This window comes from Paenibacillus sp. FSL H8-0104 (genome assembly GCF_038050215.1).
GTDB classification, from domain to species: Bacteria; Bacillota; Bacilli; order Paenibacillales; family Paenibacillaceae; genus Paenibacillus; species Paenibacillus amylolyticus.
This window is the reverse complement of the sequence record NZ_JBBOTC010000002.1, coordinates 107,947-131,630: the sequence shown is the minus strand read 5'-3', so window position 1 is coordinate 131,630 and position 23,684 is coordinate 107,947. Positions and strand designations below refer to the sequence as shown.

Genomic DNA, 23,684 nt, shown 5'->3' with positions numbered 1-23,684 from the left:
CTTCTTAAATTAGCAGGGTCCTAAATACCTGATGAGAGTGTAAAGGTGAATTTCGATTTATAAATACCTGCCATAAGACCAGTAGATTCTCCCGGAATAAACTTACTCCCAGATCCGGATGAGGTGATTTTGACACGATCCGGGACACTCAACGTAAAGTTAAGCGGAATTTCATAGTACCCCATCCCCTCAAAAGAATTAGCCGTGGCCAACATTTCAGGACCAGTACCAGTGAACACATGTTTTCCAACATTGGACAACTCAGCTGGCGGTCCATTCAGGGTTTTCGAATTAAGAACGTCGACCGACAACGAATTAGCCGGAATGCTGACAACCAAATTTTGCGAATTTGTTGAGTTATCCTGCATTGGATCTGACACAAAATCGGTCACATCCAAACTGTATTGATACCCTTTTCCGTTTCCTCGGCTGTCCTCCAGCAAAGCACGGCTGACCGAATTAATGGATTGGTACGGATTAGTGTTGTCGATAATGATCGTTGAGAGGTCTGCTCCCTCGAAGCGTGAGCTAAGTCCTCCGCTATTTACCGTGAAATCAACATCTTCTTGTCCAACCGGCGTGCCGGTACCTGGATCTGGTGTTGGTGTCGTGCCACCGTTACCTGGATTACCTGTATTGGGATCAGGCACAACAAGTGTGAAAGGACCTCCACTATAAACAACATCGCCAGAAGTGTCTTCACGAACTTCTATATCAAATGTATAAGTTCCCGGCGGGTAAGTCACTGGTCCAGTATATTCAGTCCAGACACCATTCACATTATCTTTGTAGTATATTTTAAGATCAGGTGCAGTAACGCCCAGATCTATTTCAAGAGTGTCATTATCCATCGCTACTTTAGGGTCAGTTTTAGTTGTCACGAAATCAACAACTTCACTTTCCGTACCGTCTGTTGCAACGACTTTTACTCGTACAGTGTGTACATCGTTTGAAACAGAAATTGTTCCTGTTGTTGTAGCCCAAGTACCACCATCTACGGAATATTGCGCTTCTCCTGCAGATGTGTCGTATTGAACATCAAGGTTCAATCTAAAACTACTGTTCAGTCCTGTTTGAGTTACAGTAGGTTTTGGGACAACCACAGGTGCTGTACTATCTGCCGTTACTGTGAAGGACTTGTTAACCAACTCTTCGTCTCTCGCATTTAATAGCCGTACATCGATGGTATGTTGACCTGCATCAAGCAAAAGATTATTTGCTCTGTTGTGATTCTGCCAAGCCGCACCATCAACTCTAACTTGTATTTTAACAGCGCCTGTTGCTTGTGCGCTTATTTTAAACTCATTAGCTGAAACCTTAGTAACATTTGGTTCTCCTGCACTAATAACAATAGGATTACTTACGATTTGCAGCACACCTTCATCACTAATGTTACCCTTGTTGTCCGCAGATCTTGCTAGAATTCTTACAGCGCCAGTATCCGTTATAACAAACTCATCCGTGTAAGGCGTCCACGCACCACCATTGATTCGGTATTCTTTGACATTCAAATCGGCACTAGTCCCATAATTAACGGAGACCGTAAACTGGTCGAATTTGTCTTGCGACGTTGTTGTTAAGATCGGAGTTTCTGGTTTGACGACTGGAGCAATATAATCTTTAGGAGCTACTCCTGTCGCCATTGGGCTTCCAGTTGACTCGGAAGTACTCCACATCCGATATAATCCGAAATCTTCCCCCAGCCCTACCACCGTAAGACCACTAGGGGAATCTCTATACGATATCAAATCGATGTATTTTCTTTTGTGGGTAAAAATAGCCCCTTGTGTAGTCCAACCGAGCAATGTTCCATCTTTTTTCAAGTAGTAGTTACCCATGTTGGTGTGGTAGAACTTTTTAAGATCAGTTAGTTCGTTGGCCGGACCCACTATCTTTATGGGAGTAAGGAAAGGTCCTCCGGTAAGTCCAGAATTGTTTAATTGGTTGGTCCCTACATAAAACAAATTCCCGCCTTTAACAAAGTAAATGTGCCCTCCACTTGTCGCTGAAAAATAATCCACCCCTGTGGCTATTTGCTGTGGAGAGGAATTAAAAGTAGCGGTACCTGAAGTCACGAACTTATACGCATCTGAATATTGCTCTATAGGAGAGCCCCAGAGAGTAAGAACCTTGCTCTCTGACAAATGCACTAAAATATAACGGTTTTCTGATTTGCCAGAGTGAGGATTTGTCACCTGATTAGAGATCTTGATTACGTTCCTAGCATCTATTCCGTCTGGAACAGGGTAGAAATTGGCCGTCTCGGTCTCATAAGTATTTGCAACTTCAGGATTATACACTGACAAATCTCTTAAGGTGTATTGCTTGCCTTTTATCTCAAAGACCCGCATAACTTCCTCTTTAGAACTGTCCTCTCCATTTATACGGAACATATCAAACTCGTCCGCTGTATCAAATGCAGGGAAAATAGAGGTTACATCTACAGGTACTGCTTTAATCAAGGAATCCTTCCCAAAAGCCGTGCCTATCAAATAGACCTTTCCGTCTCCCACTAAAAGTATTGCACTTTTCCGTGTGATAGTTGAAAGAGATATCATCTTTTTAATGCCTTTGAGATCTTCTGTGGGGTCAGTAGGATCTACCACTTTGGTAGCCACAGTTTTATCTTGGCTATAACCTATGCCAAGTTGGCCATTAGTTCCTCTGCCCCAAGCTTCTACTGTTTCGTCCAATTTATGAGCGAAGAAGCTGTCAAAACTTGTACCAGTGTAGTAGTTATATCCTTGGAAATCTTTTACTCCCGAAGCCATCTTCTTGGGAGTACCTGTATCTTCCTGATAAAAGAGATCATTACTTGAGTCTATATACAAGTGTTTAGGTTTGGAGATAGTGAAAGGTTCACTATACCTTCTAACCTTCAAATAATCCCCCTGCAAAGGCTGACTTGCGTTAGAGCCGCTCAAACCTACTCTGCGACCCCCTTCAAGTTCTAGGAAATTAAAACTTCTTCCCGCAGTAGATTGTCCGTTACCTTCGTCATAGTTTTCAACCCCAATAATTCTACTGTACTCTGCCGCTTGCGCTTTTGGTCCAAAATCTACGAAGGAAAATGTTCCTATTAGCAAAGCTATAACGAGTGTCACAATTAGACTTCGCTTCCATCCAACACGGATGGTGTATTTCTTTCTATCTTTCTTCTCAATGTTATTCACTTTTCACCCTCCTTTAAATTCCCGATGTAGCTGTAGTCGTAATTGTAGATCGGTACGTTCCAGCAATAACACCGATTTCTTTTCCATCTCCCGCTTTTATAATCTGCGGCAGTGAAAGAGAGTAAAGAAGCTCAAAGTCATAAGCTCCTTGTCCCGTGCTTACGTCGGCCGAGAATATTGGTGTTGCCTGATGCGATAACGCTTGATCTTTGGCTAAATGGCCACCATGAGTGAAGTCAAGTGGTATTCCTGAGATCGTATTTTTCAATGTTGCCGTCACTTTTACCGAATCAATAGGAATATAATAGTTTACTCCATTAATAGTGGTTACAAAATCAGTAGCAGACTGGCTAACGCTCCAACCGTGACCATTGCCCCGATTGTCAATAACTCGTGATGTTACGACTGCTTGAGACTTTTGTTGCTGACGAACAGCAAGAGTAATATCTGAAAAGTCCAGTTTCGATTGTGTCACCAACAGATTGCCACCCGTCACTTGTACTTCTTTTTCGATGTCTTCAGCCGAGACAACAGTTGGTAGCGCCAAAGCAAGAACTACCAAACCAGAAACCAATAATCGTTTCATGCACGCACATCCCCTTTTTTTGTCCTTTTCCTTCAACTTCTGATCGAACATCACATCTAAATCCCCCCCCTTCTGAGAAAAGATTAGTGATGAGGGGGGCGAGTAGAACGACGTACTGGTTGACGAGCTGCCCGCCGGCGATTCTTAACTTCCTCTTCTTTTTCGTTCTTTTTCTTTTTGAGTAAAAGGATCAGGAGGAAGATAAACAGCCCTAAAATGAGTAAAAGTAACCCAGCTGCAGCAAAGATGACCCATGGATGATTCTTCAGCCAATCCATTAAGCCACGTCCTTGTAATAACCCTGCATTACTTAGGCTTTCCTGTGCCTTCTGTGCGTCCGCCTCGGTGATCGTAAAGTTAAAGGTTCGAGACACCTTTTTTTCGTTGAAATTAGCTTCAAAGTAGGCACTGTATTCACCAGGCCATAGGATTTGGTCTTCAACGTAATAGACCATATCAGCCGTTTTCCCGGCGTACATTGACTTTTCACTAGCGCCAGCATCATAAGCCTGGCTGTAAATCCCCTTACCGTTGGCGTCACGAATGATGATCACACCATTGGGTCGTTGCAGGACCGTTCCAGTGTTTGTCAGTTTGACGGTCAGCTGTGAGTAACCGTTACTTATGTAGCTGTGCTTAAAATCATCGATACTCATATCTTGAACAGCCAGCTCTTTCTGTTTCTCCATCACAATCTGTACCCCTATTCTGGGGATTCTTTCGATCAAAAGGACTGCTTGGTTTTTGCTGGCTTCAACTGCTTTTTGATCCTCTTTTGGAATCTGCTCCGCTACGACACCACCAACGTATTCCCCAGGTTTCAGATCCTTAGGTACGTTGACCGTGTAGACGTATTTTTTCTTTTCAAGGGGTTTTAAATGGACCATTTCTTCTTTAGATGGGGATATCCAGGAACCTACTGAGGTATTTTTCTCGCCTTTTAACATGAAGCTTTTCCCCCCGTTAACCATAGGGACTGCATCTGCAGGATAGATCCACAAATCAATCGGTTCTTTGATGAGATTTTCCACATAAAAGGTGTACTTTTTCGTTTCCCCTCCGCTAACCTTGTCTCGGTAATACCCGCTTGATTGCTCAACTTCCTTGACTGGTGAAATAATAAAATCCACATTGGAAGCGGCGCTTGCCTGCTTTTGCAGAACAACGATAGATAAAAAGACGAAAAAAAATAGAAGCAGGCTATATTTACTTAAAAATTTCATTTCATTCTCCTTTCTTTAGAAAACCGGGCGGGCTTGCTTATGGCCTCACATTTATATGGTGATACGTTCTTTTTCTTTCTCAATAACGAGTCGGTCGGTGGGACCGGATAATCGCCTATTCACCACTACGATCCAAAACCTATCCCCCTTAGAGAATATCAAATAAATATTTTTATAAAAACACTGTTCATACAATGTTTTATTAATATTTTCAATAAATATAAATCAAAAAAAAGTCGAGCGGATGGAATTTCACCAGCTCGCTTTTTTTCAAATCCTAAAGGCTCATTCCTACTTCTTCTACATCCGCACCATTCGAGTCCAACTCCAAGCTCGGCGTAGCGATGGATGGTTTAATTACGCGCTGCGTATCCTTCTTCGCAAGCCTCGTCTGCTCATTCGCATTTCGCATAGAGAATGGAGCAAACAACTTGTTTTGCTCTCCTTGCAGGAGTGATTCACCATTAATCGCAAGTCGCTTCAGCTCCTCATAACCCCCGCCATATGCTACACGATCCATCGGGGAACCTTTGATTGTCATAGCCTCTTTGAGCGGAATAATCTGTCCCTCATAGGTCAGCGTATCTGTAACGGCTTGAATGTACTCTTCGTTAACGTCAACCTTCATTTTATTCTCCATAATATTAGTGAGCTGCGCTTTAAACATGTTTGGCGTTAGCGATCGTTTCGGTTTGGTGATATCCTTTCCCCGGAACGTTTTGTTCATGTCGTCGGTTAGAATCTCATTGACCGTTCTCGCATGCTCCGCATCATGTTTGATTTGCAGCGTACCTTGTGTCAACGGATACATCGACTCAAGCGCAGCCTTAATATTATCGTTACGCATAATCGCAACAAGCTTTTGACTGAATGCGCCAGCAAGGCCCGTATCATCAGATTTAACGCCTGTTGCGTACTGGATTCCGCGAGCGTCCGCATCCGTTTTTGCGCCCATATGATATTTCATGTAATCCTCAAGCTTTTTCGGATTCCCTTTCGCCCCGTTATCAACCATTTGCTTAAACGAACGATAAACGGACTTGTCATCTACGAGCGATACGAAGTCGCCACCAAAGCCATGTTCACGGAAACATTTGTGACTGTATGCTGTTAAATCACGAAGGGATTGTTGCAGCACTTTAGGATTAGAGGATTTCGCATTTTTCTCCGCCCGATCGTACAGTTCTTTCGGCGAATTGTCGCCAAGTTTAGCCGCTCTCGCTTCAGCTGAAGCCAAATCCATACCAGTCTGGTAATACAACTGCTCTTTACCATTACCTTTATCGATCATATTCGCCCAATGGGAGAACTTCTCAACAAGATCCTGATTTGCAGCTGACGTATCAAATTTGATCAATCCCACGGAATCACCATCAAAGTCCATATCATGAGACTTATCTGCAATTGGATTGATGGCCACACCATGCACACTATCATCTTTAACGACGGTGATTGCACGAATTGCACCATCGCGCCAAACCGGGTCACGCCACATCATGACGACATCCCCTTCTTTAGCTCCCAAGGCATCCATCATCTCTTGGTTCATAGCACCTTCACCAATTTTAAGGCGGGGATCAACCATCGCGACGCCCGTTGCCGAATTATGTTGGCGTTTGCCCATAATCTTTTCCCGAAGGAAGCTATGCTTACCGTTATGGCCACCATTGAATTGACGGTCTATAATGGTCGATTGAATCTTATCGAACTGTTCCTGAGCCTTCAATTGAGCTTTGCGGCGACCTTCATCATCGCCGGATGCTTCATATTCTCCAACCGCCTTATAGATATTTGCATAATAGTTCGTAAAATCAGAACGCCGCATTGAACCATCTATCAACTCAACATTCTGCCGCAAGCTGGCAGACAACACCGGGATACTGGATGTTGTTTCACCTGACTGGAACGAAACCTCAAACGGTATATCCAGGAAGCCACCTTGTGACTTAATTTGGTCGAGGAAGCTGGATGCTTCCGTATTCGTATCAAACTGAAAATGATTTCGCTCCTCATCTGCTTGTGGCTGGTAATCATTAACGATCGTCCCGTCCGCCTTCATGTCTAAACCCGTTGCAATGAGATACTCACGGTACGTGCTCCATGCTGCATCATTTCGTCCGTAAATCTCATTTAGAATTCCTGTCGCATGTTTAGATTGAAGCGCCCAGGCAAGCTGTCCACTTGCTTTACGACCCTTCCCACTTAGTACGTCTTCCCGGCTGTATGCATGCGTCTTATCATCAACCTTCATATCCGTGACGATGATGTTGAGTTGACCCATCGCTCCTTTGAATACTTCGCCCGTATCCGGATCTACCAGGTCTTTTACGTCCCCGCTCATCAATTCTTTCACAACACCTGCGTTATGACGCGAGAGCATAGAATAAGGAGCACTCACAACATCCAAACCCGGATTCGCTCGCAAGAACCGAACTTCTTTGTCGAGCTTCTGCGCTTTCGCTTCATCATCCGGCATATGCCGGTCGATCACGATACCGATCGTACCTTTGTTACCACCGAAATCAGACAACTTGTCTCCACGTTGCAATGGACGAAATCGACCCTGTGTTTCCAAGTAAGCATCAAACGAAACATCTTCGTCTAGACCTGCGCTCCATGCACGGACTCCTTCAGCCAGCACTTCGTCCGACCAGATCATTCCCGTACCATTCAAAATATCGAGTTTATCTCCGCCACTCGCAATGTGAGCAACCGTTTCTTTTAACACATGCATGCTTTCATCATTGGATGTATTTCCGAAAATCTTATTACGTTCCGCAAATTCTTTGGATACGGCATAGCTGTCGTCAAACGTCCAACCGCCAAAGCTCATGAGAGCCGTACCAACACCTTCATCGACCTTCAGTGCCGTCATCAGCTGATTTGAGGACATCTGGTTACGATCCCATGCATTATGTGCCTTATTATCGAAATACGGAAGCTTTTGAAGCGCCGTTTTGTCCGGAATGATTTTTTCACTTTCCGTGGTGATCCCTTGAGACGGAATTACACTTCCATCAGGGTTTAGTTGAACGCCATCAGCCAAATACCAGATCAATCCTTGCGTTTTGCCGGTACCCGTCATCGTCATGTCGGCATAATTCTCAAGGTCTTCGCTCAATACCCGCATATTCGTTTCGCCAGCGGCTTTCCAGTAACTGAACGATGCCAAATCATCACCAGCGCCCTGATCTCGTTTAGCTTGCGTCTCTGCACTCGTCGTTGCATGATCCGAAAACTGATTATTGAAACGAACACGACTCGAGAGAGTCTTCAGAATGGCTTCTTTGGTTTTCGTATTGAGCTGGCTCACTTCCATGAAATCCAGTTCTACGCGCTTACCGTAGACATCTCCGTGATACAATCCATTGATGCTACTTGCATCCAGTGTTGTCGGAATATTATTGATCGTTTTATTAAAAGGCCGTGTCAATTGATGCGTAACCTGCGCACGAATTTTCTCTGTTAAGTGATGTTCAAAACCTTTGACCCGGAAACGACTCATCCGGTTTTCGTATTCACCTTCAAAAGAGAAGTACCCTGTATATCCAGGCACAATCCCATAGTTATTGCCGCCTTGGAATTTGGTTTCGATGATGCCATGTTCATTCGGAACGAAAACCTGCCCGACTTCACCACTAATTTTTTGCCATCTCTGCATCTCTTTAGCGGAACCCGTACGCCGGTTCCCTTCCCACTGAATGATGCCGTTCTCGTCAATTTTTACCGAGGGACGTGTCTCATATCCTTCAACGCCGGTCACTCCGCTCTCTTTCAACGTATCCTGTACGGTTTGAAGCGCGTGTTTCAGCATAGGATCTTCAAGTTCATCTAGGGTCTTAGCTGTTTTAGCATTGAATGCAATCAACCGATCCCGAGCAGCACCAACCGCAAAATCGTTACCCTTAATTTTCGAGATATCATACTGCACCATCTTTAGCGCGGACATCATCGCATCTCGTTCATTGCCCCGATCGGTTTGCATCATGTGATTCATAACAACTTCCGGATTAAATCCCTCACCGTAGCTACCGACGAGTTCATTCTGCACTCGCTCCAGGTAATCCCGGCCACCATGTTCCGAATGGAACGCCATCATCGCTGCTCGCTCCTGCGCTTCCTTAATCATGTCGTCCGCCGAGAACAATGTCTCAAGTTCACCTTGGAATTCAGGACCTGTAATCAACATCTCTTCATCATCTAAAGCTTTATCAATTAACGCTTGAAGCTCGTGCGCTTTAAATTGATTGTTAATTGAACGCTGAGCTTCCGCTATTGCGGTTTCAATATACGCTTGAGCTTCAACCTCGTTACCAAAAACAAATGAACGATACCGTCCTGCGATTGGCGTTACTTGCAGGGATTTTTTTGAATCCACACCCGTAAGTTGGACGCTACTCGAATCTGTACTAACCGATTTCGTTACACGACCCGCTTTGTTCCCTGTCACGTAATCAAGAAGCGCAATGGAATCAGCAGACGTAAACTTTGTGGCTTGTTTCACGTCTCTGGAACCTTTTACATTGAAGTAGTATGCGTTCGATGCGTCGTAAACCCGGCCAATATAGCTGCCGTTCGCTTCCGGATCAAACACCCGGACATTTGTTCGATTCCCGACCGTCATTTGAACCTCAATTTGATTTCGGTTGCCGTTATCCCGGACACTGAAATCGTATCCATTCGAGCGCATGTGTCTCAGCAGGTCTGCACTGTTGTGAGCCAGTTCAGCATCGAACAACATATGGCTGTCGATATTCTTTGCCACTTCCAATGCATCCGCTTTTGTAATATAAGCCCCTATAATATGTCGGAGCCCACGATACACCCTATCCTCAAAAACACCACCATCCCAGCCAAGAAGCCGCTCTTCGGTCACATATTCGTTCAGGTTCTGATTATTACTAACTGCTGGTGCTGGAACGCTTGCTGGACTGGAAGCTGGTTGCTCCGCTCTCACTTGGACACGCTCTGGTGCTACGCCGCCTGTAACGTGGCTGGTATATTGATACGTCGTGTCTACCCGATCATAGAGCGTAACCGGATCTCCTGGGTTCATCTCCCGAAGAGATTTCTCCCGATGAACAAAGAAAGCCTTACTCATCGGGCCTTGTCCATTACGGAGCACATGCTGACGAATTTCAGGGTCCGTTACGACGTGTAAGAAATTGCCCTGTGCTGCTGCATTGTCATATTCCACAACGCATTTCTTCCAAAAATCTTTCACACCCGCTTCAAGAGAGTCATTTCCACCCATTTCTCCGAACGAAGTAGCCCCGGTTCCACGTAGCAACCGTACGACATCACTCGGTTTCACGAGCATGGTGGTAAAATCAAGCGGCTGACCATTTCGTTCCCATCCATCTCGAAAACGCTGCATCATTGACGCAGTGACCGTGATTCCCTTTTGTTTTAAGTCCGGCACAACCTGAGTAAGCATTCGCATTGTTATGTATTCCGCAAGATCGCGATAACGTCTATCGTTTGTATTTTTTCCATACTGCCCAATCATGGTTCGCAAACCCCTTCCATACCCAATATTGCATTCGTATCGCTCTGTATTCAGCGTTTTCAAGTTAATTATGTAGGTATATTATACCATAGAAAAAAGGAGCTTTCGCTCCTTGTATCCTTGCATTTGTTAAACAATTAGTAGGTCCGAGGTAACAAAACACCCATTCTTCACAACCTCATGTTTATTTGTATCTTTACTTATTGCATATGTCGTTGATATGCACGACTTGCTTCTTGATCGAAGCGGCCCTGTGCCAGATCCCGCCATGATTCAAGACCTGATAGATACTTTATAAACGCATCCGTTACTTCGTAGAAAGTCTCGTTTCCGGTAAAGTCGTCACCGAATACACGTGAATCCTCGTCCCGCTCTGCTTCTTGCAGAGCATCGATATCGGCTTTATTGGACCCGCTTGAGCTGCGAACGTATAATATACCGCTATCGCTTACCAGCTCCCCGTTTTCACTTGTACGGAATCCCGGTGCATCTTCAAAATATGATCTTGATTCTGCATAAGCAGCTGCGAGCACTTTATCCAGTTGGCGATTAACCTGGCCACCGATCGAAATTAAATCATCACGACTGAGTAGACCATCCGCATAACGCTTTTGCTGGTGTTCGCTTTGTAGGTTCAGCGCTCTAGCCACCTCTTGCACGATCTCTACGTTATCCACCGCTGTATCTAAGATGTTACCGTACTCATCCATTTCCTCTATATCTTCAAAATCCTCCATGCTGGCTACAGATCGATGTGAAATGTTATAGAGTCTGCTGTTAATCGCATGCATGATATCATCCGCTACAACGTTCTGATCCTGGCGAATCAAATCGGTTTCGCTGAGTCCGTACGCCTCCAAATATGCTTGTTTCATTGAATCGGCCATTCTAGCTTGTTTCAGACGTTGCTCCAACATATTAAAGAAATCTGGCTGATTTTTTCTAACATCAAAATCTTTGGCCGACGAATTTGTTGGAATGGTCTGCAGGCTAAACTTCTTGCCTGGAAGAGTGATCTGATTTTGAAAGAGACGGTATGACATCGGGTAGGCGGATTCATTACGGTTCCAGATGGGGCTCGTTCCCGCCTTAATGATGATCGAGTTACGTGCCTCAATAAACATGAAATCATTAAACATAAGGACTGGACGCTCTCTGGTCTGCATCGTGTAACTGATTTTGCCTTCATTCTGATATAAAATCCGCTCGTTATCCCGCGTAACCGTTTTTTGATCGACCCGCGCCTCGTGCGTTGTACCACTCATTTTCACAAGCGTGTCGATCATAGAATCGTCAGTCGATTTAAGGAATACAATGTTTTCCGTATTACCTTGAATGATTTTATCGACAGAGTCCCCGTATACGTCCCGTAGCTGCTGCAGTGTTTGTAAGATCAAAGTGAACTGCTGATCCTGGCCCAGACCGATCGAGAGCATGGTTTGCAGGGCTGGAATACCATTACCCTCCGATTGTAAGTTTCCGACCTCATCGAGCATGTAGCGGGTCTTATAGAGTGGCTTTTGATTGTCTTTCGTCATATAGGAGCTCTCGAAGTTCACATCAACCATTTGCTTCATCAAAATCAAAATCAATTTGGCATAACTCATAAGGTGCGGCGGTGTAATAAAGAAAATCGCTTTCGGACGCTCAGTATACTTCACCATCCTCTGACTGAACGCAGGGATTTCAACCACTTGCTCGCCAAATTCCTGGTTCAGGAGATCATGATAACGACGCTTCACTAATGTATCTTTGTATTCGTACTCACCTTTTTTTCGATTTAACCGCATTTCGCGGAGTGCCCCATCTTTAATAATCTTCTCATTCAATACTGGATCTTTAACATACCGGCGTCCTGAAAGATCGGTCTTATACGTCAGTTCCACTTCAAAGTAAAACGATCTTACGAGAAGCCGGGTTTTCGGATTGCGTATTTCAAGTTTGATATAACTTTTACGATTTGGAAATTTACCATCGAAGAAATAACGCGCCCATCCTTCACGGTCAATAATTTGAGTGTGACCAAATAATTTGTTATCCAGTTGCTTTTCAAATTTCGGATCTTCATATGCCGACCAAACGGACTGCAAACCAACTAAACGATATTTATCCAAATACTCTGAAGCGAACCGAACGCCAATACGGCGCGGGAATGACAATCCTTTCGCATCGAAATTCTGAGAAGGTTTACCACTTGTCAGCGTAGAAATCGTTGGGTCCGTGAAAAATGACATAGCCGTTAGAGCGATCCCATAAACCGATGCGATCGTTTTGTCGGAGCCAGCCATCGCGCGTAGCGCATTGTCCGTATTCTGAACAAGCTTCCTCATTTCATTTAGTGGTAACTTTGCCGTTGCATCAAAAAAGAGTGTTAGGAAGTCCTTTTCCTTTGCCGTATCATCCTCATCGATGCGGATTGTCTCTAGATCCGTTGATTTTTTTGCTGATAATACAACGAAAAGCTGATACGCATTGTAAAGCGTAACGCCTCCCCACATATCATCCAATTTCTGCATCAATTTTTTTTCAGGCCAGCCCTCTAATTCAGCCTGCTTACGTATTCTTTTTTCTTCTTCCAGATAGAAATCGATCAAACCGAAAGACGAACGTTTAAATGCATTGTTTGCCGCGTTTGGCCACATGGGATCTTCTGCGCCTTCCCGTGGGAAAAAGATATCACCGATATTCTCGATGTATGCTGCAGCCTTCGTGAAGTCACCTTCCCTCGCACTTTCGGCCGCAAAACCAAGGGGATTATAAATGTCGGTGTTAAGTGGGTTGATCAAATTAAACTGAACAATCTCATATCCCCGAATTGTCGCCGGGATATAAAACTTAACAAGCAGTTCTCCTTTGGGATCATTGATAACAATATTGTTTTTGCGCTTTTCGCGGGTCCACATATCAATCGTCGGTTCAATCACCGTTTGACCTTTACCAGCTCGCGTGATGGCCAGGACCATCGTATTGACTGGTGCGGTATCAACGAGGTACGCACCTGCAGGCCGCTGCACTTCATGATCCTCGAATGTCCAGTCGTTATTAATTAAATCCACAACCATATCATACGGCTGCTTATCCCGATCGCTTCGTCCACCCGAATCGTCGATTTCGTTGTATTCGATCTTACGAACATCAACGGGAGTCCGGATATCTTTTTCCGATAGGGGTATACCGCTCGCCGTAAATAGATCACGCCCGAATTCCTCGTCTATGATTGGCATTTTTTTCGTGATCGGCTGACCATTGTCATCGTACATGATATCACCTTTATAGGCGACGATTTCGCCATCTTCTATAAGGTCTTTCTTGTAACGCTGAACCATATCTATACTTTTGAGGCCCTTGTTGCTGATCATAACGTGGCTCAGCATACTTGATACCTGGACATTGGATTCGGCCCCTGCATCTGGAAACCAATCATACATTCGTCTCATTTCTTCCGGAAGCGCGATATGCTGATCATTCTCATATGTATTGATGTCTGTCGAATCGATCATGCTGTTTTTGGATCGCCACAACGCCATCATCCGGTCATTAATGATCAACCAGGACACGAGAAAAACAAAACCGGTCCATACGAACAACTGCCAAGTCGTAAAAACGTTATACTTACTTGCATCAAAACCAGTAAACGAGGCAGCACCCACCTTCTCGAAATAAACATAGAAGTGCCTGCCTATGACAACCAAAAGACCGACAACATAACCCATGGCTGCAAATATTATCGCAAAAAATACGGCTAAGATTCGCTCTTTAATGGGTTTATCAACTTCGCCCCGTTCACCGCGCACCATATTTTGCGTTTCATGGACTTCTCGGTTTTTTACTCGTTCCTTATATTTCTGGTTCTTAATCTGATTCCAGTTTTTCGATGTGTTTTTCTTCGGCACGGAACCACTCCTTTATTTGCTATAACGTCCGCAGCGTGTCGCCTTGAATCAACAAAAGAAAACCGCCCCACGTAGGAGCGGTTCTAATCAAAACGAAAGCGTTAGGCTACGCTGCCGTTCATAGGCCCATTGTCCACCGACGGAACATCAGCTCCATGAATTATGCTAACCGGCTGTGTCAGCGCCGCTGGAGCTGCAGGCGCTTGTTGATGGGTTGAGTTGGCTCCGAAGATGAAGCCGAAGAGGATACCAATTGCAAGAGCAGCCCCTCCGATCGCAGCATAAACCAAGAGCAATTGCTTTTGACTTTTACCCGCCCGTTCACGCGCAAACGCTAGATCTTGCTTTTGAGACTCAATTTGATCCTTATAGACCTTCATTGTATGCTCAACCTCACGTTCTTTTTGCTCACCAATTTTCGAGGTGTTTTCGTTTGCTTGATTCAGCAGTGCTTTGAGGCTATCACTTTCCTGCTTTTCACGATCAATGGTACGCTCGTAATCAGCCTTCAACTCATTCAGCTGATCTTTATGCTTCTCTTCCAGTTGCTGAATTGCCAATCTAGCCTGTTGCTCAGCTTTTACAAGCATCTCCTCACTTGTTGTAAGCATTTGCTTATATTCACGACGAACATGATCCGCTTCCTCATTCTGCTTAAGTCTCTCCGCTTCCGCTTTTGCACGTAGTACTTCGTTGGAATATTGCTCACGGAGATAAATTTCGATATTTTTGCGGAACTTGTCATGCATATGCAATTCTTTTTCCATGATTTCTTGGAATTGTTCATGCAAATTCACAAGCAGTGCCGTAGTGGCCTTATCGTACAACGTCGCTGCAACCGTACGGCGATCACTGAACAACTCACCTCGAGCCATATCTCGATTCGACTTAATCTCACTTTTCAGCGCATCTTTCACGCCTTCAATTTTTCTATTCCGCTCATCACGATAACGAGTATCGTAAACCGCTAATGCTTCTCGCTTTGCATTCTCGCCGTAAGCTTCCCGTTCTTCGTTATATGTAGCATGAATGGTTTTAGCTTCGTTTGCGGCCAATCTATCCATATCAGACATCGCAGCGTCGTACACTGTATCAATCTCATGGAATCGTCCTCCGTACGTCGTATTTTCATCATTGTGATCGAGTGTACTTACTAATTGAGAATGAATACCACGAAGGTTTGTAATGTAAGTATTACGAAGGTTTAAGTATTCAATTTCGTGAAATTGTCTAATCTCAGCATTCGCATCTCTACGTAAATTCGAAACGGTACGCTGGAGCTCACTATCGTCCGTAGGATTTTCATCAAATTTAACAATGGTGAACGAACTAAAGTAATCATCAAATTTGACAAGATCAACGGATAAATTCAATTCTGAATTATTGAAGGTATGTTCAAGTGCCTTCGTGATTATCGATTTCGATTCCTCAGCCGTCAGATCCGTATGGTTTACAACTGGATCTGAGGAAAAACCACCACCTAAATCTAGTTCTTCTTCACTGTTGCTATAGAACGGATCACTAGCCGGAGTGGTGTCGAATTCGTCCTCCTCATCATCTGTATATTCACCAAATTCTTCATTTTCAAAATTATTTTCGTCAAAGCTAGATTCTGTATAACTCTCGGTTTGAGTACCAAAAAGATCATTATTTTCGGCCGAGAAAGCGTCGTATGTATACTCCATATCCTCTTGATAACTGTTGATATCATTTTCCGATTCATCCATATCATTATCGTCAGCTCTGTCATCCTGATCTTCGTCATCTTCATCTTGCCATTCACTTTCTCCGTTATCTACAACTTGGTTGCCTTCGATTCGCAGTTCAATGGATGGTGATTTAGCAATTTCTATCAAACGATCTAAATGGACAGTCGAATCCATAAGGATTAACCGAGACTCGTCCGTCAAATCAAAGGGTACAATCGCCCATTGAAGTGGCATATCGTGAATAAATTCATACTCATCAAGCGAAGCCAGCGTATCACTTGAAGGAATGATACCAATGATGTCATTTTCATAGTCTGCAGCTAAGGTAAGTGACTCAATCGATTCTGAGCTTAGCGCTTCGGCAAAAGAACCATAATCTTCGCCAGATGGATCTACTCCCGATGCAACGAGCATGTCGTTCGTAATAACCACAAGCAAAAAGCCGTCATCCACTTCTCGGACCGCTGAGTTGCCAAGCCCTACTAGTTCATGAAGAACCTCCAGCGAAGCTGAAGCAACCGATTCGACGAGCTCCATCCGTTGGACTAGTGTCCTATCTTTTTGCTTCCCACCAAAACGTTTTCCTTTACCCCTTTGATTGTTTTTTGCTCCACGACCAAAAAGTTTGGAACCGGAACCAGACTCATCGTCATCTTTACTCGCGACCGCAACTGCACTTTCTTCTGAATCATTCGGTTTATCTTTTTTACTTCGTGTGAAAAATCCCATTAAACGAAACCTCTCTTCCTTAAATCAGCTAGATCGTGTAAGTAACCTCAAATACCTCAATCTACTGTTTGTTTCCCCGTCTAATTTAACCGAACCATCCGTATACTTTTCATCGTCTTCGGTGGCGTCTAGGACTGAACAAATCGCTTAACATCTGATCTTTCAACTCGATCAAACCGCGAGATTCCTCACACATTGCCCCTCACTCAAATGAAAAAATACGACATAATACCTAGGAGTATTTTACCATACAAAACATGTTGATACAATACGAATTTCACTGTACACACAACGTTTTTGATTTATTTTATAAGTATTATATAATTCATATTCCATCTTAATTCGGTCCATTTGGCCCGAATTAAGATAGAATATAAACCTGTCATTTCTAGTTCCCTAACGTCTTACTTGCTTAGAATCAATTTTCCCGACTTTGATAGACGCAGTTGACTTCAACTTACTTTTATCCCCATGAGCCATTTCCCCTGCTACCAATACCCCTATATGTTTAGCATCTGGATAGCTATTGATGAAACGAGAAATTTCCGCCACAACATGTGTATCCATTAAGGAAACCAATCCACGCGCTCCCCCGGAATTTGTGTCTATATCGAACTTATCATGAACCAAATATGTAACAACATCTTGATTGATCGTAACGGCTATACCATGTGTTCGATACACCACATCTTGTAAGTCTTTAAGCTTCTTAATCACAATGTTTTCATACGTCTGCGCACTTAGTGGATGAAACGGAATAATGGCATTCATCCGGTTGATAATTTCCGGTGCAAACGAAGGGTGATTGATTAAAGATTGACGGATAACCTTCCAATATTCTTGCATCCCATCAGCCCCATCATCACTTTTCGCGTAATGAGCAATGCCCTCATAGACTTCGTTACCTGCATTCGTTGTTAAAATGATATACGCATTGAGGAAACTTACTTCTCTTCCCTGTGCATTGGACAGACGACCATCGTCCAAAACTTGAAGCAATATTCGCGTAATAGACCGGTGAGCCTTCTCAATTTCATCCAGTAGAATGATGCTATGCGACCTGTTCCAAACCCGATCTGTCAGCTCTTCACGGAAATAATTAAGGGATGACTCCAATCCATATTCGGACATGTCGAAGCGAATCATTGCACGGTCATCCCCAAACAGAATCCCCGAAAGAGCTTTAGCTGTTTCCGTTTTACCGACACCTGTGGGACCAGTAAACAGAAAGCTCGCCATTGGACGGGTTTTATCGTGCAAGTCAGCCACCGCGATTTGCAATCTGTTTTCCAAGGTTTGCATCGCGAATTGTTGGGAAAGGACCCGTTTATTCAACTGCTCTTGGATCTTTCGACCATCTGCTTTAAAGGATACTTGTACACCCGTGCTATCATAAATTACATCTCCGAGAAGTTTCCTATCCATTTTGTATTCCTCTGGAAAAGTTCGCATCCAGCCGATCATACTATCAAGCATCAAGATACTTTTACGCGGCTGTGAATCTGCGGGCACATATCGGTTACTGAGTTCGTAAATCAGATCATATAAATAATCGTCATAAATCGCATCCGCAACCTTATGTGTTTTTGCGATTGATCTTAAGATGGACACAACCGTTTCTTTCTTAGGCTCGCGAATATTGATCCTTTGCAACCGCTGCATGAGGGCCTGGTCTTTTTCGATATATTCATGAAACTCAGCAAACGTCGTAGCTGCAATTACTTTAATCCCCCGACGTCCGCTTTCAGCAAGCGCTGGTTTGATCGCCTGTGCTGCAGCTGGAGAGAGCTGCACCAGCAGATGGAACTCATCCATAAACAGAACAAGCTCTGAGGATTGTTTACGAGTAATCTCGCTACCTTCGAAGTCTTTATTCACTTGCTCGACTTCACGCCTGAAATTCTCAGCGTCATCGAACAACCCTTTTATCCGAGAAGCCATTTGCGTAGCTCCATCTTCACCGTTGTCACTCGCCGCCATCTTCGCGATATCCACTTCCACATATATTCGATCCGTATCCCGCGCAAGCGTCCCTTGTACCAGCATCGTTTTACCAGATCCCGCTTCTCCCAGCAAAAATGCATTAGATACCTCAGCGCGGTTCAGCGAGGCAAGCAGTCGACGAATTTCGGGTTCACGGCCAAGCACCGGGCGACTGGGAGGCTGCATAAATGTTGCGTATTTTGAAAGGAATCGGTATTTCTCTAGGTTGAATCCTTTTTCTTGTTCTAATCCCCTTTGCAGTTCTGGGGATTCAAGAATCATACTCATAGGTGTCTCTCCTTCATATCTGTAACTCATTGGATAAGGAACCCACATTCTTTTTTCACAGCGGAGGATTCGGTAAAGATCCATGAGAAGGGCCACATGACAAGACACTAAAATGTCTATGCGATGTGGCCGTATACGTTACATCGGTTAAATAACAATCTCTATTCTATGACGACATTCTGCACACCTACGTTATAAGCTGGTCGCAACTTGAGAATATCAGCATCTATTAATCCCGGAACAAGCTCAGGATTCTTTCGAGTGAGATATTCATTAATAGGAATGTCCGCACCCTGGTGCACTTCTCTGTCGGTTAGTTCATCTGGTCCTACATGCTCGATTGGTGTTGTATGGTTAGCAACCGACGGGAAATTCTCGGGCAAAAGATTTAAATCATTGTTATTAGATTCGACCGAAGCTGCACTTTCCATTGACCCTAAAAGCATTTCGAACGGACGATCATTCTCAGGCAAATGTTGGGCGATATCACGCGGGGCAGTTTTTGAGTATTCTTCCAAAATTTCATCGGCTCGCTGCTGTGCTGGGGACAACGTAGAAACAGGTACCGTGGCTACTGACAAATGCTGATCCTGCTCCACAGTGTCTGGATTAATCCCTTCTGTTTCTGACACACTCGTGTTTACTGGTACCTGCAACCAAGATGTATCTTTGACTTCCCCCCTATGTTCACCGTAATGCGAAAACAGTTTCCATTCCGGACTTTCTTTAAGGGCAGCAAATAGTACATTCAACGTATCAGACAAGTCGTTGACCTCACCAATACGAATGGATCGTTCCTCTTGTGCTGCAGGATCATTTAAATCTTTGGACTCAGTATCCAATCTTGAAAATTCTCGCGCAAAATACTCACTCAGCCGCTGCGTGGCAGTCATCATGGCAAGATCTTTCATTGTGCTCACCCTCTCTTATTTTTGATAGTTAAACTCCATCGAAGTTTTATATAAAACGCTCACCATTCAATGTTATGTATAACTTATTATAAAACATAATCCAGTAACAACGCATCCATAGTTCTCGTGTTTTGTTTAACAAACAAAATCGTTTGTTACCCCAATTCTTCCTCTTGTTCTTCTTGTTCCATCATTTCTATGTGCTCAATACTTTGACGGACCTGCCTTGCCACATTAAGCGATCGATCAAGTGGTAATGTGTAGAGCTGCCGTTCATCCTCCGAACTCCAGTCTTCAAGCGTCACCGTTTGAATCAAACCTTCATCTACAGCTTTTTGGAGAACCTCTTCCATATCACTAATATCACGCTTTGCGAACTCCAGTGCGTGAAGGTTTTGCTCCGTACCCTTTACATATATTTCTGCCGCTTCCGCTCGTCTTTTACGTGATTCAAAAACACTAGCGAACGATAATGTGTTCTTTGTATCAATCCGAGCATCGGGCTTATTATAGTAATCGAGTCCCAGGTGATGCACATCCCATGCTTTCACCGTATCAAAGTGTATCGGACTCAAATTTTCAGCTCGCGTTTTTGGACGAACCGGTAGAACAAACCGGGTTTCGACCGTACCCGCTTCTCGATCATAATCTGTAATCGCCCTCCACTCTTTCAACGATCCTACGCCTTGCTGGAAACATTCGAAGGTGTAGGCTCTTAAATCACGCATATACTCGTCTCGAACCCGCTGGTCAACGCGCAGCGTCTCTCTTTCCATCTTGGCAACGTCCCCATACCTGGAAACCAGTGAATCAAACCTTGGGACCATTTGCTGAACACTCTCGACATCCTTGCTATGATGGAAGGACAGAAAAGTACGGTATTTGTCGGCCAGCCCCATATGAAATTCCAGTTCTTCTTCATAAAAAAGACGCATAACGTGAGCAGTATCATCGACCAGCCCACCTACTTTCGCCATGTCATATTCTGTAGCAAGCGAATAGAACGCACCCACGCGTCCTGTGTGTACATCTTGCCGCTCGTTGTAGCCGCGTACTCGCAATGCAAAGGCCGCCGGATCAAACGTACCTGGTTCAGTCGTTTGTCTAAGAGCCTTTGCCAGATCTTCATCAGAGCTCGACTGAATATCCGTCATCGTTGTACGAGTCGTCAATTCTGCAGGATCAACCCCTTTAAGCATTTTATATAGCCCATTCACGGAACGCTCGATAATCCGTTCGCGACCTTCCTTGATCAGCTTTCTTTTGGCGCGATCGTTCAACTTATTTTTCACGCTGGATTCTTCAGCATAATCTAAAACCGCCTGCATGGCTTTGTTATATCCACTTTTATCCGGATCGTCTGCAAACAATTTCTCTACCATTTTCACAGCGAGGGCATTCGAATGTTTCATTGCTTTTTGATTGGTTCCATATCTCCATTGTTTCTTGTTCTTCGGCAATCCTGCGACTAGGAGCTGAATCGATGAATTCTCCTGCATCGTTGCATAAGCGTAGTCCTTGACGTAAGAGACAACGTTACGACGCTCTATGGACGTTTGTCCGTGAAATGATTTCAACTGCCGCATGTCTTCTAAACTGTAATGAATTCCTTTACGCAGCATTGCTTTTTCTCGTTCATTGATTTTGCCTCGATCCGCCCCATCACTTTTCATACGCAATTCCGAAAATTGTGTATCGGTCAGAGCAATATGGACGTGTACGTGACTCGTATCAAGCTGAATCGTTCCAACCCATTCTGGATCAATAAAGCGTCCAGTTTTCGTCATTCGCTCAACACCGTTCATAACAGCATGCCTTAATTTGAGCTGGTCCACATGCCCTTTATATGAACCTCGACCTTTATGTACAAATTTAGGATCAAGCACACCTGTTTCTCTTAAATATTCCTCAGTGAAGCTCAGAACGATTTTCTGAACGGAATGCCCTTCGTCAAATGCATTCTGAATGTTTTCGGAGGAACGATTTAACTCTGCATGCGACAAGCTGATGCCATTCCGCCCAAACGCTCGTCCTGCCAACTTATCGATCTGTCGGAATTTATGTTTCAAAACGAGCGGAGATCCATACTCATCCGCGTTTAGTAGATCTTCATCATCTTTTGCTATCAAACGCTCTGTAGCCTGATCGCGAGCCATGTACCTGGTAAACGCTGCGCTGTCATATGCGGGGTAATCTTTTCCCCCCGCCGCGACTGACATTCTAACCGGCGCAAGAACTTCTGTAGCATCCTCTCGCGTCATATAACTCATCACGTATTGTCCAGGAGATGATCCTCTTGATCCTTTTCCAGAGTGGCTGCGTGCATTGTTTGTGTATTCACTCTTAATTACGATGTCTTGTTTCATCCCCATAGCGGAATCTCCTTTCTCACAAAAAAAGTGATAAGGTTAACCCTTATCACTTTCAAAATTATTAGGAGCTACTCTATAGCTTAGGACCATCATCATCGTTTTCGCGATCATCATCCTGATCCCACGTCCGCCGGTTTGAGATAATCCCTCCATCGAATAACTTCGGATCAAGCGTTTCTGCTTCGGTTATGTTAACTAAGGTTAGATTTTGCTGATGAACCTCATCCGATTCTAACTGCTGCTGTTGCAATTTTTCATGCCGATCTCGCTCTTTAAGATCGCGAATGCGATCATCTTCACTTAAATGATTAAGGCTCAATGCACCTTTGATCTTGTCTGTTACATCGATATCCTGACCGAACAGAGTTGATGAGGCCCTAATTAATGAATTGTCTACTTCATCGATAATCTGCTGTTCACCGATAGCTGCAACCACGTCTTCCATTGGAGAGTCGATGATCAGCTGCTTCGGTTCTTCTCGTTCTGGTCGTACCAAATCTTCAAGTTTAATGCCTTCATCTTGTAATTCAATTACGTTCTTTGCCGCTAAACGAACCAAATCTGCTAAATTTGTGCGTTCTGATGGATCATGCTTGTCATGGACAATGTTTACTGGATCAACTAGAACCACTGCAGCCATTTTTTTTGAACCAAGGTCTTCTGCTACATCCATATGCTCAAGGTGCATATCCCCTTCAGCGTCAAACGTCTCCCCGGCCATGAACTTGCCCATTAACTCTTCGAATCGATCCTCACGGTACAACCCAGCATCGATTAATACCTTAAGCGTTTCGTCTTCTAACGGCTGCACATACGTAAGCAAAAGCTCTTGTTGTTCATGCTTAAAATTCAGAGCTGTAATATGGTCAGAAAAATCTCCCCATGCCAGCTCCACATCTGCTTCTACGTGAATCTGAGGACGTTTAAAACCAGACAAATTGCTTTCGAAAATAAATTTTATCTTATTTACCCGGCTATGCATGACTGCAGGGACCTTGTACTTGTCAAATGTTTTAGTTTTACCGTTTACGTCTAGATGGCTTGCATTATATTGGACATCGAACAGCCGGCGCATATTCATTCCTTGATTACTCGCTCGATTATACGAGAGCACTTCCATTTTTAATTTCTTCCCTTCTCTTTCGACAGCTTGTCGATGGTATGTAGCTTGGTTCGTTCTTGAATCTATCATATCATTTCAATTCATAAATTTTTAGTTGATAAAATTTAAAAACACTATACAACCAGCGTTTTTTACTATTTTTAAATATAATTATCTTCTATATCCAAAAGATACCGGGCAAAAAG

Annotated in this window: 10 protein-coding genes; all 10 read right to left on the bottom strand. The window is 44.0% G+C overall.

The annotated features are described in order from the left end of the window. Positions 1-20 precede the first annotated feature (20 nt). Positions 21-3,173, bottom strand: a complete 3,153-nt coding sequence (locus NST38_RS31085) for a hypothetical protein (protein WP_341344385.1) — start codon at positions 3,171-3,173, stop codon at positions 21-23. A 13-nt stretch (positions 3,174-3,186) separates the two neighbouring features. Then, positions 3,187-3,759, bottom strand: coding sequence for a hypothetical protein (locus NST38_RS31080; RefSeq protein ID WP_341344384.1), 573 nt, complete (start codon positions 3,757-3,759; stop codon positions 3,187-3,189). An 83-nt stretch (positions 3,760-3,842) separates the two neighbouring features. Then, positions 3,843-4,982: a WxL protein peptidoglycan domain-containing protein gene (locus tag NST38_RS31075; protein ID WP_341344383.1), complete on the bottom strand. Its 1,140-nt coding sequence runs from the start codon at positions 4,980-4,982 to the stop codon at positions 3,843-3,845. 277 nt (positions 4,983-5,259) lie between these two features. Further along, complete coding sequence (locus tag NST38_RS31070) at positions 5,260-10,491, bottom strand: hypothetical protein (protein ID WP_341344382.1); 5,232 nt, start codon at positions 10,489-10,491, stop codon at positions 5,260-5,262. Positions 10,492-10,691: 200 nt separating this feature from the next. Beyond that, positions 10,692-14,384: a type IV secretory system conjugative DNA transfer family protein gene (locus NST38_RS31065; protein ID WP_341344381.1), complete on the bottom strand. Its 3,693-nt coding sequence runs from the start codon at positions 14,382-14,384 to the stop codon at positions 10,692-10,694. A gap of 101 nt (positions 14,385-14,485) precedes the next feature. Beyond that, positions 14,486-16,822: a hypothetical protein gene (locus tag NST38_RS31060; protein WP_341344380.1), complete on the bottom strand. Its 2,337-nt coding sequence runs from the start codon at positions 16,820-16,822 to the stop codon at positions 14,486-14,488. 396 nt (positions 16,823-17,218) lie between these two features. Beyond that, on the bottom strand, positions 17,219-19,093 hold the full coding sequence (locus NST38_RS31055; RefSeq protein WP_341344379.1) for an AAA family ATPase: 1,875 nt from the start codon (positions 19,091-19,093) through the stop codon (positions 17,219-17,221). 161 nt (positions 19,094-19,254) lie between these two features. Beyond that, a complete protein-coding gene (locus NST38_RS31050; protein ID WP_341344378.1) occupies positions 19,255-20,004 on the bottom strand; it encodes a hypothetical protein in 750 nt (249 codons plus the stop codon). 155 nt (positions 20,005-20,159) lie between these two features. Beyond that, positions 20,160-22,376, bottom strand: coding sequence for a relaxase MobL (gene mobL / locus NST38_RS31045; RefSeq protein ID WP_341344377.1), 2,217 nt, complete (start codon positions 22,374-22,376; stop codon positions 20,160-20,162). Positions 22,377-22,449: 73 nt separating this feature from the next. Further along, positions 22,450-23,496 (bottom strand): hypothetical protein, encoded by a 1,047-nt coding sequence (locus tag NST38_RS31040; protein WP_341344376.1) that lies wholly within the window; start codon positions 23,494-23,496, stop codon positions 22,450-22,452. Between the last annotated feature and the right edge of the window lie 188 nt (positions 23,497-23,684).